The sequence below is a fragment of the Pseudomonas sp. GL_091 genome (genome assembly GCF_057837725.1).
In genome coordinates, this window is the sequence record NZ_CM174451.1 from 3,966,938 (window position 1) to 3,981,062 (window position 14,125).

Below are 14,125 nucleotides of genomic sequence, written 5' to 3' on the forward strand. Positions count from 1 at the left end.
ACGCCCCTTCCCCGCAGCCTCTTTCTGCACCCGCCGAATAAGCCGATCCCATGCCTTTCGAACTCAGCGTTGACCTCTCCACCCTGGCCATCCTGGCCCTTGTCGCTTTTGTTGCCGGTTTCATCGACGCCATCGCCGGTGGCGGTGGGCTGTTGACCACTCCGGCCCTGTTGACCGCCGGCCTGCCGCCGCACCTGGTGCTGGGCACCAACAAGCTCAGTTCGACCTTCGGCTCGGCGGTTGCCAGTTTCACCTTCTACCGACGCAAGTTGTTCCACCCCGCGCAATGGGTGCACGCCATCGTCGGCACCCTGGTCGGCGCGCTGACCGGTGCCGTGGTCGCGCATTACCTGCCGGCGGAATGGCTGAACAAAATGCTGCCGGTGATCGTCTTCGCCTGTGGCGTTTACCTGTTGTTTGGCGGCACGCCGAAAGCGCCGCTGGACAGCGACGCACCGATCAAGAAAACGTGGCAGTCGACCCAAGGCTTCAGCCTCGGCTTCTATGACGGCGTGGCCGGTCCGGGCACGGGTGCATTCTGGACCGTGAGCAGCCTGCTGCTCTACCCCGTCGACCTGGTAAAAGCCAGCGGCGTGGCGCGCAGCATGAACTTCGTCAGCAACGTGGCGGCGCTGTCGATCTTCATCTTTTCCGGTCAGGTGGACTGGATCATCGGCCTGTGCATGGGCTCGTCGTTGATGGTCGGCGCGTTCTTCGGCGCCCGCACCGCCATCAGCGGCGGCGCGAAATTCATTCGTCCGGTATTCATCACCGTGGTGCTGGGCCTGACCGTGCGCCTAGCCTGGCAGCACTGGTTCAGCGTGGCCTAAGCGCCGCGCCACGTAGACGTCGATCAGGTAACGGGCAATCGAGCGTGACGCCGGCAACGGCGGCAGCTCGTGCACGTTGAACCACTGGGCGTCCTCGATCTCGTCTTCCTGACAGACGATCTCGCCACTGGCATATTCGGCGTGAAAACCGAGCATCATCGAGTGCGGGAACGGCCAGCACTGGCTGCCCAGGTACTGGATGTTCCTGACCTCGATGCTCACCTCTTCACGAACCTCGCGAATCAGGCAGTCCTCGGCCGATTCGCCCGGCTCGGCAAACCCGGCCAATGTACTGTAGACACCGCTGACAAAACGCGGTGAGCGTGCCAACAGCACTTCATCGCCTCGAGTCACCAGTACGATCATGCTCGGCGAAATCCGAGGGTAGCTGCGCAGATCGCACGGCTGGCAATACATCGCCCGTTCGCGCGGCACCTGGGTCATGGCCTGACCGCAGTTACCGCAAAAGCGGTGCTCGCGGGCCCAAGTGCCGATCTGCGCGGCGTAACCGAGCACCTTGTAGACCGTGTGATCGCCTTCGAGCATGAACGCCCGCAGGCCTTTCCAGTTGCAACCCGGCACTTCGCTGTGACTGCGCAGCTCCAGCAGATAGACCGGCTCGCCATCGAGATGACCGATGCCATGTTCGGCAATAATCGACAGGTCCTGGCGCTTCAGCCATTCGCGCGGGAACAGTGCGCCATTGTCATCGAACAAAAAGCCTTCGGGGCTGCGCGCGACGGCCCAGCCGCCGGGTTGATCGGTGTCCAGTACTGCGGTGGTCCAGCGAGGAATCATGGTTAATCAATCCAGAAATTCGGGTTTCTGTTTGCTCATATGGGCGGCCATGGCCACGCGCAGATCGGTGGATTGCAGCATGGCGGCGTTCCAGGTGGCGATGTATTCGAGGCCGTCATCGATGCGATGGTCACGCATGTAACCGATCATCTCCTTGGTACCGGTGACGGCGATCGGCGACTTGCTGGCGATTGTGTAGGCAATGCCCATGACGCCGTCGAGCAGGCTGGCGTTGTCACTGTAGACGCGATTGACCAGGCCCATGCTCCGCGCTTCGTCGGCACCGAATGTGCGACCAGTGTAAGCCAGTTCACGCAGCATGCCGTCACCGATGATTCGCGGCAAGCGTTGCAGCGTGCCGACGTCGGCGGCCATGCCGATGTCGATTTCCTTGATCGAAAACTGTGCGTCCTCGGCGGCATAACGCATGTCGCACGCGGCAATCAGGTCGATGGCGCCACCCAGGCAGTAACCCTGAATGGCCGCAAGCACCGGTTTGCGGCAGTTATCGACAGCATTGAACGACGCTTGCAGGGTGAGGATCTTGCGCCGCAACAGGCGCGCATTGCGGCCCACGTCCTTGCCCAGTTCATTGGCCACACCGGCCAGCATCATCAGGTCGATACCCGATGAGAAATGCTTGCCTGCCCCGCTGAGGACCACCACGCGCACTTCATCGGTGTCGTCGATCCACTGGAAGATCTCGACGATCTCGCTCCAGAACGCCGCGTTCATCGAGTTGATCTTCTCCGGGCGGTTGACCTGCACATGGGCGATTTTATCGGCCAGTTCGACGTTGAACGCGCTGTACTGAGACATGCCAGTGATCCTTTTGCGGGCAAAAATGAGGCCCGAACTATAACAAGGCATCAAGGTGGGCAGTAAGGCAGCGGTTCGGCCAAATGCGGGACTCACGACGCGCACCACAACGGTGCGTACATGCTGAATCGCGTCGCACATTTATGTGACTGCCCAGTGACTTTTTGAGGCCAAAACGCAAAAAAACATGCACTTCGTCGGGGCGTTTGCACCTCGATCAGGCACGTCCGTACCGCTACAAACCGATTGTCGAACAATTTTGCCATCTGCCCTTTACCGCTCTAAGTTCTGGCCTAGACTCATTTTCTCTAGACGAAACCGATCGGTCACAAAGTGGAAAAATAGTCGAAACTTTTTCCAATCCCGATCGGTCCTCTGAAAAGAAGGTGCGTTGCGACTGGTGCAATCTTTGCAATGGCTCATTCACCCCTTTTGCTTCGACGCATTGGGCAGCGCTTGCTCACTGATGCGTAGCGCGTTTGCGCCGGCCACGGGAATTGGCCTTGGAACACCGTTTGCCAGACCTAAGAATTAGATCAACAACACGGGAGATTCATATGATCAGTACGGCTTTGGAAATACAGGGAGAGCGTGCTCATCAAGTCGGCGAATCGAGCGCCGTAACTGCCGCAAACACCCAACCCGTCAGCGCTCCTGGCACCAGGACCCTGACCCCGGCAGCCAAGCACAATCCGAACCGTAAAAAAGTCTTGTTCGTCACCTCCGAAATAGCCGACCTGGTGAAAACCGGTGGCCTGGGTGACGTTTCCGCGGCGCTGCCACGGGCCATGGCCCATCTGCACGACGTGCGGGTGTTGATCCCGGGTTACCCACAGGTGCTGCACAGCGAGAACCCCATCCATATCATCGGTGAGCTTGGCGGTCATGCTGCGTTGCCACCGTGCAAGATCGGGCGCATGGACATGCCCGATGGTCTGGTCATTTACGTACTGATCTGCCCCGAACTCTACGAGCGCGAAGGTTCACCCTACGGCGCCAACAACGGCCGCGACTGGCCGGACAACCATATCCGTTTCGCCCGCCTCGGCCTGGCGGCTGCCGACATCGCCGCCAACCTCGCGCAGATCCACTGGTGCCCGGACCTGGTGCACGCCCACGACTGGCCCGCCGGCCTGGCCCCGGCCTACATGCACTGGCGTGGGCAACGCACGCCAACACTGTTCACCATTCACAACCTGGCCTATCAAGGCGTGACCAGCCTGGGCTCGTGCCCCGAACTGGGCATTCCCCATCACGCGCTGCAACAGGAAGGCATGGAGTTTTACGGCAAGATGTCGTTCCTCAAGGCCGGCATGGCCTATTCGAGCCACATCACCACGGTCAGCGCGACCTACGCCCAGGAAATCACCACCCCGGACTTCGGCTGCGGTCTCGACGGCTTCCTCGCCGCCAAGACCCAGCAAGGCCTGCTCAGCGGCATTCCCAACGGCATCGATGAAAGCTGGGATGCGGCGACTGATCCGCACCTGTTCTGCCCGTTCAACATCGGCGACTGGGATGGCAAGGCCGTGAACGCCGCCCACGTCCGCGAGCTGTTCGGCCTGGAAGATTCCGAAGGGCCGCTGTTCGCCGTAGTTTCGCGCCTGGTCTACCAGAAAGGCCTGGACCTGACCGAAGCGGTGTCCGAGTACATCGTCAAAAACGGCGGGCAGATCGCGATCATCGGCCGTGGCGAGCCGGAAGAAGAACAGTCGATGCGCGAACTGGCCCTGCGTTTCCCCGGGCAGATCGGCGTGCGCATCGGCTTCAACGAAACCGACGCCCGGCGCATGTTCGCCGGCAGCGACTTCCTGCTGATGCCTTCGCGTTACGAGCCATGCGGCCTGAGCCAGATGTACGCCCAGCGCTTCGGCTCGTTGCCGGTGGCACGCAACACCGGTGGCCTGGCCGACACCATCGAAAACGGCGTGACCGGTTTCCTGTTCGATGAATCCACGGTGCAGAGCTACCAGGAAGCCCTGAGCCGCGCGTTCAAGGTGTTCGCCTTTCCCGACCTGCTGCACGCCATGCGCTGCCGGGCCATGGCAGCGCCGTTCAACTGGTGCAAGGCGGTCGAACCCTACGCCGAGCTCTACGAGCAGCTTGTGGCTAAAGCATTGGGGAAATCGAACAAACAGTAAGAGGCTTTCAAGATGCCGTTACGGACCCTTGAGACCTGGCCCCACGGCGCAATCATGCTGGACGCAGAGCACACGCGATTTGCGTTGTGGGCGCCAGATGCGTTTTACGTCAGTGTCGAACTGGAAAATGGACAGTCCTTGCCGTTGCTGCCCCAGGCCGACGGCTGGTTCGTGAGCAACATCCGATGCGCGGCGGGCACGCGTTACCGCTACAGCATCGACGGCGAACTGGAAGTGCCCGACCCGGCCTCCCGCGCTCAGGCCGGAGACATCGACCGACACAGTGTGGTGGTCGATCCGCTGGCCTATGCCTGGCAACACAGTGCCTGGCTGGGACGGCCGTGGAACGAAGCGGTGATCTACGAATTGCATATCGGTGCGCTCGGCGGCTTCAGCGCCGTCGAGCAGCATCTGGCACGCCTGGTCGAACTGGGTGTCACCGCGATCGAACTGATGCCCATCGCGCAGTTTCCCGGTGAGCGCAATTGGGGTTATGACGGCGTCCTGCCCTACGCGCCCCAGGCTTCATACGGCTCTCCCGAGCAGCTCAAGCACTTGATCGACACCGCCCACGGCCATGGGCTGGCGGTAATTCTCGACGTGGTCTACAACCACTTCGGCCCGGACGGCAATTACCTGCATCGATATGCCAAGGGTTTCTTTCGCGAAGACAAACACACGCCGTGGGGCGCAGCCATCGACTTCCGCCGTTGTGAAGTACGGGACTTTTTCATCGAAAACGCCTTGATGTGGCTGCTGGAATACCGTTTCGACGGTTTGCGCCTGGACGCGGTGCACGCCATCGAAGACCCGAATTTCCTCCAGGAACTGGCACGACGGGTGCACCAGCAGACGGGACCGGCGCGGCATGTGTGGCTAATGGTGGAGAACGAACACAACCAGGCCAGCCTGCTCGAACAGGGCTACGACGCACAGTGGAACGATGACGGCCACAATGCCCTGCATGTGTTGCTGACCGGCGAAACCGACGCCTATTACGCCGACTACGCACAAAACCCCACCGAACAACTGGCGCGCTGCCTGAGCCAGGGTTTCGTGTTCCAGGGCCATCTCAACCGCCATGGAGTGGCGCGGGGTGACCCCAGCGGGCATCTGCCGCCCAGTGCATTCATCCTGTTTTTGCAGAACCATGACCAGATCGGCAACCGGGCATTCGGCGAGCGCCTGCATCAACTCGCCCACCCGCAAGCGCTGCGGGCCGCCACGGTGTTGCTGCTGTTGTCGCCGATGATTCCGCTGCTGTTCATGGGCGACGAGTTTGCCGTCGAGCAACCCTTCCTGTTTTTCACCAGCCATCACGGTGAATTGGCCAAGCAGGTTCGCGACGGCCGGCGCAACGAATTCGCAGCATTCAGCGCCTTTGCCGACCCTAGCCAGCGTGAACACATTCCGGACCCGAATGATCCGCAGACGTTTGCAGCGTCGCGCCCGGTCCTGCCATCAACCGGCCAATGCGAGATGCACGACCTGTATTGCCGACTGTTGCAGATCCGTCACCAGCACATCATCCCGCGCCTGCCGGGCGCCCAGGCACTGGGAGCCGATGTGCTGGGCGAAGGCGCGGTCAGTGCATCCTGGCGTTTGGGCGATGGCAGCCAACTGCGCATTGACCTGAACCTCGGCGCCAGGCCCGTAGTCCACACCTCACAGACCAGTGCCATGCGGTTGTTCGAATACCCGCCACAGAGCCCCGACCTGCCGGACCCAAACACCCTTGCCCCGTATTGCGCGCTCGTCAGCCTCGCCGCCGCAGCCCCCTTTGCTACCTCGTTTGGAGAGCGTCCATGAGTGATGCGCAACTGGAAATCCTGGCCAGCCGTGCCGGTCTCGCAGTCGACTGGATCGACGCCAACGGCCGCCCGCAAAAAGTCGCGCCATCAGTGTTGCGTAACGTGCTGACCGGCCTTGGCCACCCGGCCGGCAGTGCCCAGGAAATCGACGCCAGCCTGCTGGAATTGCAAGCGGCGCAACAGACCCATCACTTGCCGCCATTGATCACCGCCGATGTGGGGACTGGCCTGGACCTCGCGCGTTTTTTCGAGCCTGGAACTCCTTGCGAAATCCACCTGGAGGACGGTTCGCGGCTCAACCTGAAACTGGACGCCAACGCGGTGCTGCCGGGGCTGGTACCGGTCGGCTATCAACAGGTCAGCATCGACGGACAAAGCTTCACCCTGGCCGTAGCCCCCACCCGTTGCTACAGCGTGGCCGATGCCGTGGACAACCCCATCCCTCGTGCCTGGGGCCTGAGCGTGCAGTTGTATGGATTGCGCCGCCCCGGCGATGGCGGGTTTGGTGACACCCAGGCGCTGGAAGACCTTGCCCGGGTGGCCGGTGAGCGTGGTGCCGAGGCGCTGGCGATCAGCCCCTTGCATGCGATGTTTTCCAGTGACACCCAACGCTACAGCCCTTATTCGCCGTCCAGCCGTTTGTTTCTCAACAGCCTTTACTGCGCCCCCGGCACCATTCTCGGCGAACGCGCACTGCGCACCGCCATTGATGCAACCGGACTGGCCATTGAACTCAAGGCGCTGGAAGAGCGTCCGCTGATTGACTGGCCGGCCGCCGCCGATGCCAAGCATCGGTTGCTGCAGTCGCTGTACGAGGGTTTCGTCCACGGCGAACACCCGTTGCACGAAGACTTCAGCAGTTTTCGTCACGCCGCTGGCGAAGCGCTGGAAAACCACTGTCGCTTCGAAGCCATCCAGGAGGCGCGCGCTGCCCACGGTGAACACCTCGACTGGCGGCAGTGGCCCGAACCCTGGCGCAACCCGCGCAGCGCCGAACTGGCGGCATTCGCCGAAGAGAATGCCGGGCGCATCGGCTTCTTCGCCTTCTGTCAGTGGCTGATCACGCGCTGTCTGGAGCGCGCGCAAACCGCCGCCCGCGCCAGCGGCATGAGTATCGGCCTGATCGCCGATCTGGCCGTTGGCGCCGATGGCGGCGGCAGCCAGGCCTGGAGCCGTCAGGACGAACTGCTCGCGTCCCTCACCGTCGGTGCACCGCCGGACATTCTCAACCGCACTGGCCAGGGCTGGGGGATTTCCGCGTTCTCCCCTGAAGGTCTGGTGCGCAATGGTTTCCGGGCCTTCATCGAAATGTTGCGGGCCAACTTCGCCCACTCCGGTGGCTTGCGCATCGATCACGTCATGGGCTTGCAACGTTTGTGGGTAATCCCCAATGGCTCGCCGCCGGCCGACGGCGCCTACCTGTATTACCCGGTGGACGATCTGCTGCGTTTGCTGACCCTGGAATCCCATCGTCACCAGGCCATCGTCCTCGGCGAAGACCTCGGCACCGTGCAGGATGGCCTGCGGGAAAAACTCATCGCCCGTTCGATACTCGGCATGCGGGTGTTGCTGTTCGAACAGGACAACACGCACTTCAAGCCGATCCTCGACTGGCCGGACAACGCCCTGGCCACCACCAGCACCCATGACCTGCCCACCCTCAACGGCTGGTGGCATGGTCGCGATATCGACTGGAACGCCCGGCTCGGCATGGTTGACGCCAGCGCTGAAATCGAATGGCGCCAGCACCGCGAGCGCGAGCGCGAAGGCCTGCGCCGGGCGTTGAGCCAGGACCCGCAGAACTTTCGCGAAGAGTCACACGAAACCGACCAGGTGCTCGATGCCAGCGTGCGTTTTCTCGGTCATACCCGGGCACCGTTGGTGTTGCTGCCGCTGGAAGATGCCCTTGGCGTCGAACAGCAAGCCAACCTGCCCGGCACCATCGACACCCACCCCAACTGGTCGCGGCGCTTGCCCGGTTACAGCGAAGCCCTGCTCGATGGAGCGGATGCCGCGCGACGCCTGGAATTGCTCGCCTGTGCGCGACTCCAGGCGGCCGAGCGTGATCGATGACCCAAGTGCCGACCCGTCCACTGCGCGCCACCTTGCGCCTGCAATTTCACAAAGGCTTCACGCTCGAAGATGCGGTGCCACTGGTGCCGTATTTCGCCCGTCTCGGCATCAGCCATGTCTACGCCTCCCCGCTGCTTCGCGCCCGCGCCGGGTCGATGCATGGCTATGACGTGGTGGACCCGACCAGGGTCAATCCGGAACTGGGCGGTGAGGCGGCGCTGCGTAGTCTGGTCAGTGTCTTGCACGGGCACAACATGGGGTTGATCCTCGACGTCGTCTCCAACCACATGGCGGTTGGCGGCAGTGACAATCCCTGGTGGCTGGATTTGCTGGAGTGGGGGCGCCTGAGCCCTTACGGCGAGTTTTTCGATATCCAGTGGCACTCACCCGACCCGTTGATGGAAGGCCAGTTGCTCCTGCCGTTTCTGGGCAGCGACTACGGCGTCGCGTTGCAGGACGGCACCCTGCCCTTGCGCTTCGATGCCTGGCACGGCACCTTCCATGTCGAGCACTACGAACACCGTTTTCCGATTTGCCCCAGCGATTACGGGGAGCTGCTCAGGACCGATGCACCGCTCGATACGCAACAGGCCGAACAACTGAAAAACCTGGCCGATCGCTTCAGCACCCTGAGCTACCAGACCGACGCCCACAGCCTGGCCCTGCCGCTAAAAGCAGAACTTCGCGACCTGGTCAGCGATCCGGCCCTTGCCCAAGCCATCGAGCAACACCTGAAAAACTACGACTCACTGACCGGCGAAGGCTTCCAGCGCCTGCACAACCTGCTGGAGCACCAGAGCTATCGCCTGGCCAGTTGGCGCACCGCCGCCGATGACATCAACTGGCGGCGCTTCTTTGATATCAATGAACTCGGCGGACTGCGGGTCGAGCGTCCCGCCGTGTTCGAAGCCACCCACGCGAAGATCTTCCAACTGGTGGCTGAAGGGCTGATCGACGGGTTGCGCATCGACCACATCGACGGCCTCGCCGACCCGCGGGGCTACTGCCGCAAACTACGCCGCCGGGTCGACAGCCTTTCGGCGGGCCACCACCTGCCCATCCATGTCGAAAAGATCCTCGGCGAAGGCGAAACCCTGCATCGCGACTGGTCGGTGGACGGCACTACCGGTTACGAATTCATGAACCAGTTGTCACTGCTGCAACACGATCCACGGGGCGCGCAGACACTGGCTGAACTCTGGCACCGTCACAGCGAGCGGCCCCCCGACTTCTGCCAGGAAGCACAACTGGCCCGCCAGCAAATCCTCAGTGGTTCCCTGGCCGGAGATTTCGAAAGCGTCGCCCAGGCCTTGCTGCAAGTGGCCCGGGACAACCTCATGACCCGCGACCTGACCCTCGGTGCCATTCGCCGGGCCTTGCAGGCGCTGATCGTGCATTTCCCGGTGTACCGCACTTACATCGGCCCCCTTGGCCGCTCGGACCAGGACGAGATGTTTTTCCGCCAGGCCTTGGACGGCGCCCGCCAGACCCTCGGCGAAGGCGACTGGCCGGTGCTCGACTGCCTGGCCGGCTGGCTCGGCGGTGAACCCTGGCGGCAGCGCCCGGCCGGTCGCGAGCGTAAACGTCTGAAGCACGCCTGTGTACGTTTCCAGCAACTGACCTCGCCCGCAGCGGCGAAAGCGGTGGAAGACACCGCGTTCTATCGTTCGGCCGTCCTGCTCTCGCGCAATGACGTTGGCTTCAACACCGAGCAGTTCAGCGCACCGCTCGCCGACTTTCATCAGGCCTGCATCGAGCGCCTCGACACCTTCCCGGACAATCTGCTGGCCAGCGCCACCCACGACCACAAACGCGGGGAAGATTCGCGCGCGCGGCTGGCGGTACTGAGCGAGCGCAGCGGCTGGTACGCCGACCAGATCGGCGTGTGGCGCGCCCTCGCCCGGCCCATGCGCAACGACGATCAGATGCCATCGACGGGGGATGAATTGATTCTGTACCAGGCGATCCTCGGCAGTTGGCCGCTGGAGTTGTCTATCGATCATCCGCCGGCCCTCGAGGACTACGCACAACGCCTCTGCCAGTGGCAGCGCAAGGCCCTGCGCGAAGCCAAACTGCAAAGCAGCTGGAGCGCACCCAATGACCCTTACGAGCAAGCGAGCGAGGACTTCATCCAGCGCCTGTTGCTGAGCCCCGAAGGCGAACTGTTGCGTACCGCCCTGGCCAAGGCTGCCCGCTCGATTGCCGCCCCCGGCGCACTCAACGGTTTGGCGCAAACCTTGCTGCGCATGACCGTGCCCGGCGTACCGGATCTGTATCAGGGCAACGATTTCTGGGACTTCAGCCTGGTCGATCCGGACAACCGTCGACCGGTGGATTACTCGTGCCGCCAGCAGGCGATGCAACAACCGGTTGATCTGCCTGACCTGCTGGCGAACTGGCGTGACGGGCGCATCAAGCAAGCCTTGATCGCGCGTACCTTGAACCTGCGTGCCGAACATGCCGAGCTGTTTCGGCGTGGCACCTACCAGGCCCTGGAAGTGGTGGGCAGCGAGGCCCATCGAGTGCTGGGTTTTGTCCGTGAACAGGAGGGAAAACGCGCCATCGTGATTGTGCCGATACGTTGTGCCGAACTGCTGGAAAACGGTGCCGAACCACGGGTCCACGCGCCGCGGTGGGGCGATACTCGTGTCAAGTTGCCGTTCACTGTCCCTGACGAATATCTGCAGGGACTTTTTTCCGGCATCACAGTCACAAAACACAGGGAGCTGCTGATCAGCACCGCGCTGGGGGATTTCCCGGTCAATCTCATTTTTCAAACTGCCCACACTTGAGTTCAGTTCAGGAGCATTACGATGAGCACCGACGATAAACGCATCCGCGAATTCGCCTATCAGATCTGGGAATCCGAAGGAAAACCCGAAGGCCAGGAAGCCCGCCACTGGGAGATGGCGTGCAAACTGGCGGAAGCCGAAGCCCTGGCCCCGAAAAAACCGGCCAAGGCAGCCACGAGCAAAACCCCGGTCAGCAAAACGGCCAATGGCAAGGCTGGCGATGCCAAGGTCGCCGCGCCAAAAACCAAGGCCAAACCGGCGGCGGCTTCGAAGGTGATCCCGCCGGGAGAAAAAGCTGTCGAGAAAAAGCCCCGGGCTGCGCGAAAACCGCCAGCGGTTTGAAGCGCACGGCGTTTGACCTGATTGGGCTCGTGACGCGATCGCGTGCCCAAAAACATACCTGTGGGAGCGGGCTTGCTCGCGAAGAGGGAGTGTCCGTCGACATCAATTTTGTCTGACATACCGCTTTCGCGAGCAAGCCCGCTCCCACAGGTTGCGGTGCTGATCAGCGAGTATTTTTACCCAGGAGTACCTATGCCCAGTCCGAAGAAAGCCGCCGCGCCAGCCCCTCGTGCCGAAACTACACGAATCCGCGAAGGCCTGCCCTTTCCGCTGGGTGCCACCTGGGATGGACTGGGCGTCAACTTCGCGCTGTTTTCCGCTCACGCCACCAAGGTTGAACTGTGCCTGTTCGACGACGCCGGCGAGGTTGAACTCGAACGCATCGAACTGCCCGAATACACCGACGAGATCTACCACGGCTACCTGCCCGACGCCCATCCGGGGTTGATCTACGGCTATCGCGTGTACGGTCCGTATGACCCGGCCAACGGCCATCGCTTCAACCCCAACAAACTGCTGATCGACCCCTACGCCAAACAACTGGTCGGCAAGCTGAAATGGTCCGAAGCGCTGTTCGGCTACACCATCGGCCACCCCGACGCCGACCTCAGCTTCGATGAACGGGACAGCGCGCCCTTCGTGCCCAAATGCAAGGTCATCGACCCGGCGCACACCTGGGGCCACGACCATCGTGTCAGCGTGCCGTGGGACAAGACGATCATCTATGAGACCCATGTGCGCGGCTTCAGCATGCGCCACCCCGCCGTCCCCGAAAACCTGCGCGGCACCTTTGCCGGGTTGATGGTCGATGATGTGGTGGAGCACATCCGCAAGCTCGGCGTGTCGACTGTGGAGTTGCTGCCGATCCACGCGTTCGTCAACGACCAGCATCTGCTGCACAAGGGCATGACCAACTATTGGGGCTACAACAGCATTGCGTTCTTCGCCCCCGACCCGCGTTACCTGGCCAGCGGCAAGATCGCCGAATTCAAGGAAATGGTCGCGCACCTGCACGAAGCCAATCTGGAGGTGATCCTCGACGTGGTCTACAACCACACCGCCGAGGGCAACGAGCAAGGCCCGACCCTGTCCATGCGCGGCATCGACAATGCGTCCTACTACCGCCTCAAGCCCGATGACAAGCGTTTCTATATCAACGATTCCGGCACCGGCAACACCCTCGACCTGAGCCACCCGTGCGTGCTGCAAATGGTCACCGACTCCTTGCGCTATTGGGCCTCGGAAATGCACGTGGACGGCTTCCGCTTCGACCTGGCGACCATTCTGGGGCGTTACCACGACGGTTTCGACGAACGCCACAGTTTCCTCGTGGCCTGCCGCCAGGACCCGGTGCTGCGCCAGGTCAAACTGATCGCCGAACCCTGGGACTGTGGCCCCGGTGGTTATCAGGTCGGCAACTTTCCTCCGGGCTGGGTCGAGTGGAACGACAAGTTCCGCGACACCGTGCGCGCCTTCTGGAAAGGCGACGACGGTCAACTGGCGGACTTTGCCAGCCGCCTGACCGCTTCGGGCGAAATGTTCAATCAACGTGGACGCCGCCCCTACTCATCGGTGAACTTCGTCACCGCCCATGACGGCTTCACCCTCAATGACCTGGTGTCGTACAACGACAAGCACAACGAAGCCAACGACGAAGACAATCAGGACGGCAGCAACAACAACCTGTCGTGGAACCACGGCGTCGAAGGCCCCACCGACGACCCCGACATCAACGCGCTGCGCCATCGGCAGATGCGCAATTTCTTCGCCACCCTGCTGCTGGCCCAGGGCACGCCGATGCTGGTGGCCGGCGACGAGTTCGCCCGCACCCAGGACGGCAACAACAATGCGTACTGCCAGGACAGCGAGATCGGCTGGGTCAACTGGGACCTCAGCGAAGACGGCAAGGCCCTGCTCAAGTTCGTCAAACGCCTGATCAAGTTGCGCCTGACGTATCCGGTCCTGCGGCGCGGGCGTTTCCTGGTGGGTAATTACAACGAGGAAATCGGCGTCAAGGACGTGACCTGGGTGGCGCCGGACGGCACGGAAATGACCACCAGGCATTGGCACGATGCGCACAATCGTTGCCTGGGCATGCTGCTCGATGGCCGCGCCCAGGAAACCGGCATTCGCCGCAAAGGCATCGACGCAACGTTGATGCTGGTGGTCAACGCGCATCACGACATCGTCAATTTCCGGCTACCGGAAGTGCCTGACGGCGGTTTCTGGACCTGCATGATCGACACCAACCAACCGTCGATCCGTGGCCAGGAACGCTTCGAGTTTGGCCACGAGTACTCGGTCACCGGCCGCTCGTTGCTGCTGTTCGAGTTGCAGCATGAGGAAGAAGAGTAAAGGAGACTTCAGGGATTCATGGCTGCATCACCGCAGAGCGGAAAAATCATTCTGGATAAGCTCGCGACGCGACGAATAGCGTTACATGAGCAATACTCGATTCGCGGCAATCCAGGGTTTGGCTTGTCGCACCGCTATCAACGAGCCCTCACGGGTCTGCCGGG

The 14,125-nt window shown here is 62.1% G+C and carries 9 protein-coding genes; 7 read left to right on the forward strand and 2 right to left on the reverse strand.

Annotated elements, in window-relative coordinates; all coding sequences use genetic code 11:
- Positions 1 to 50: 50 nt before the first annotated feature.
- On the forward strand, positions 51 to 830 hold the full coding sequence (locus AC3ITY_RS18100) for a TSUP family transporter (RefSeq protein ID WP_477774426.1): 780 nt from the start codon (positions 51 to 53) through the stop codon (positions 828 to 830).
- On the opposite strand, the gene nudC is transcribed toward AC3ITY_RS18100, so the two are convergent.
- Positions 798 to 1,628, reverse strand: coding sequence for an NAD(+) diphosphatase (nudC, locus tag AC3ITY_RS18105; protein ID WP_489304197.1), 831 nt, complete (start codon positions 1,626 to 1,628; stop codon positions 798 to 800). The genes AC3ITY_RS18100 and nudC overlap by 33 nt on opposite strands.
- Positions 1,629 to 1,634: 6 nt before the next feature.
- Positions 1,635 to 2,447, reverse strand: coding sequence for a crotonase/enoyl-CoA hydratase family protein (locus AC3ITY_RS18110; RefSeq protein ID WP_489304199.1), 813 nt, complete (start codon positions 2,445 to 2,447; stop codon positions 1,635 to 1,637).
- 557 nt (positions 2,448 to 3,004) lie between these two features.
- Here AC3ITY_RS18110 and glgA point away from each other — a divergent pair.
- The 6 genes from glgA (at position 3,005) to glgX (ending at position 13,961) form a co-directional block, all read left to right on the forward strand.
- On the forward strand, positions 3,005 to 4,588 hold the full coding sequence (gene glgA, locus AC3ITY_RS18115) for a glycogen synthase GlgA (protein WP_489304201.1): 1,584 nt from the start codon (positions 3,005 to 3,007) through the stop codon (positions 4,586 to 4,588).
- A 12-nt stretch (positions 4,589 to 4,600) separates the two neighbouring features.
- Positions 4,601 to 6,397, forward strand: a complete 1,797-nt coding sequence (treZ, locus tag AC3ITY_RS18120) for a malto-oligosyltrehalose trehalohydrolase (protein ID WP_489304203.1) — start codon at positions 4,601 to 4,603, stop codon at positions 6,395 to 6,397.
- Positions 6,394 to 8,472: a 4-alpha-glucanotransferase gene (gene malQ, locus AC3ITY_RS18125; protein WP_489304205.1), complete on the forward strand. Its 2,079-nt coding sequence runs from the start codon at positions 6,394 to 6,396 to the stop codon at positions 8,470 to 8,472. Before treZ ends, malQ begins: the two co-directional genes overlap by 4 nt.
- Positions 8,469 to 11,264 (forward strand): malto-oligosyltrehalose synthase, encoded by a 2,796-nt coding sequence (locus AC3ITY_RS18130; protein ID WP_489304207.1) that lies wholly within the window; start codon positions 8,469 to 8,471, stop codon positions 11,262 to 11,264. Before malQ ends, AC3ITY_RS18130 begins: the two co-directional genes overlap by 4 nt.
- Positions 11,265 to 11,285: 21 nt before the next feature.
- The gene (locus AC3ITY_RS18135; RefSeq protein WP_489304209.1) at positions 11,286 to 11,606 is read left to right on the forward strand and encodes a DUF2934 domain-containing protein; all 321 of its coding nucleotides are present in this window, start codon (positions 11,286 to 11,288) and stop codon (positions 11,604 to 11,606) included.
- A 192-nt stretch (positions 11,607 to 11,798) separates the two neighbouring features.
- Entirely contained in the window at positions 11,799 to 13,961 is a 2,163-nt protein-coding gene (gene glgX / locus AC3ITY_RS18140) for a glycogen debranching protein GlgX (RefSeq protein WP_489304211.1), read from the forward strand.
- Positions 13,962 to 14,125 lie beyond the last annotated feature (164 nt).

What these genes read in the sequence shown, in the direction of transcription:
- AC3ITY_RS18100 (WP_477774426.1), top strand. Translation starts at nt 51, where the DNA reads ATGCCTTTCGAACTCAGCGTTGACCTCTCCACCCTGGCCATCCTGGCC.
- nudC (WP_489304197.1), bottom strand. Translation starts at nt 1,628, where the DNA reads ATGATTCCTCGCTGGACCACCGCAGTACTGGACACCGATCAACCCGGC.
- AC3ITY_RS18110 (WP_489304199.1), bottom strand. Translation starts at nt 2,447, where the DNA reads ATGTCTCAGTACAGCGCGTTCAACGTCGAACTGGCCGATAAAATCGCC.
- glgA (WP_489304201.1), top strand. Translation starts at nt 3,005, where the DNA reads ATGATCAGTACGGCTTTGGAAATACAGGGAGAGCGTGCTCATCAAGTC.
- treZ (WP_489304203.1), top strand. Translation starts at nt 4,601, where the DNA reads ATGCCGTTACGGACCCTTGAGACCTGGCCCCACGGCGCAATCATGCTG.
- malQ (WP_489304205.1), top strand. Translation starts at nt 6,394, where the DNA reads ATGAGTGATGCGCAACTGGAAATCCTGGCCAGCCGTGCCGGTCTCGCA.
- AC3ITY_RS18130 (WP_489304207.1), top strand. Translation starts at nt 8,469, where the DNA reads ATGACCCAAGTGCCGACCCGTCCACTGCGCGCCACCTTGCGCCTGCAA.
- AC3ITY_RS18135 (WP_489304209.1), top strand. Translation starts at nt 11,286, where the DNA reads ATGAGCACCGACGATAAACGCATCCGCGAATTCGCCTATCAGATCTGG.
- glgX (WP_489304211.1), top strand. Translation starts at nt 11,799, where the DNA reads ATGCCCAGTCCGAAGAAAGCCGCCGCGCCAGCCCCTCGTGCCGAAACT.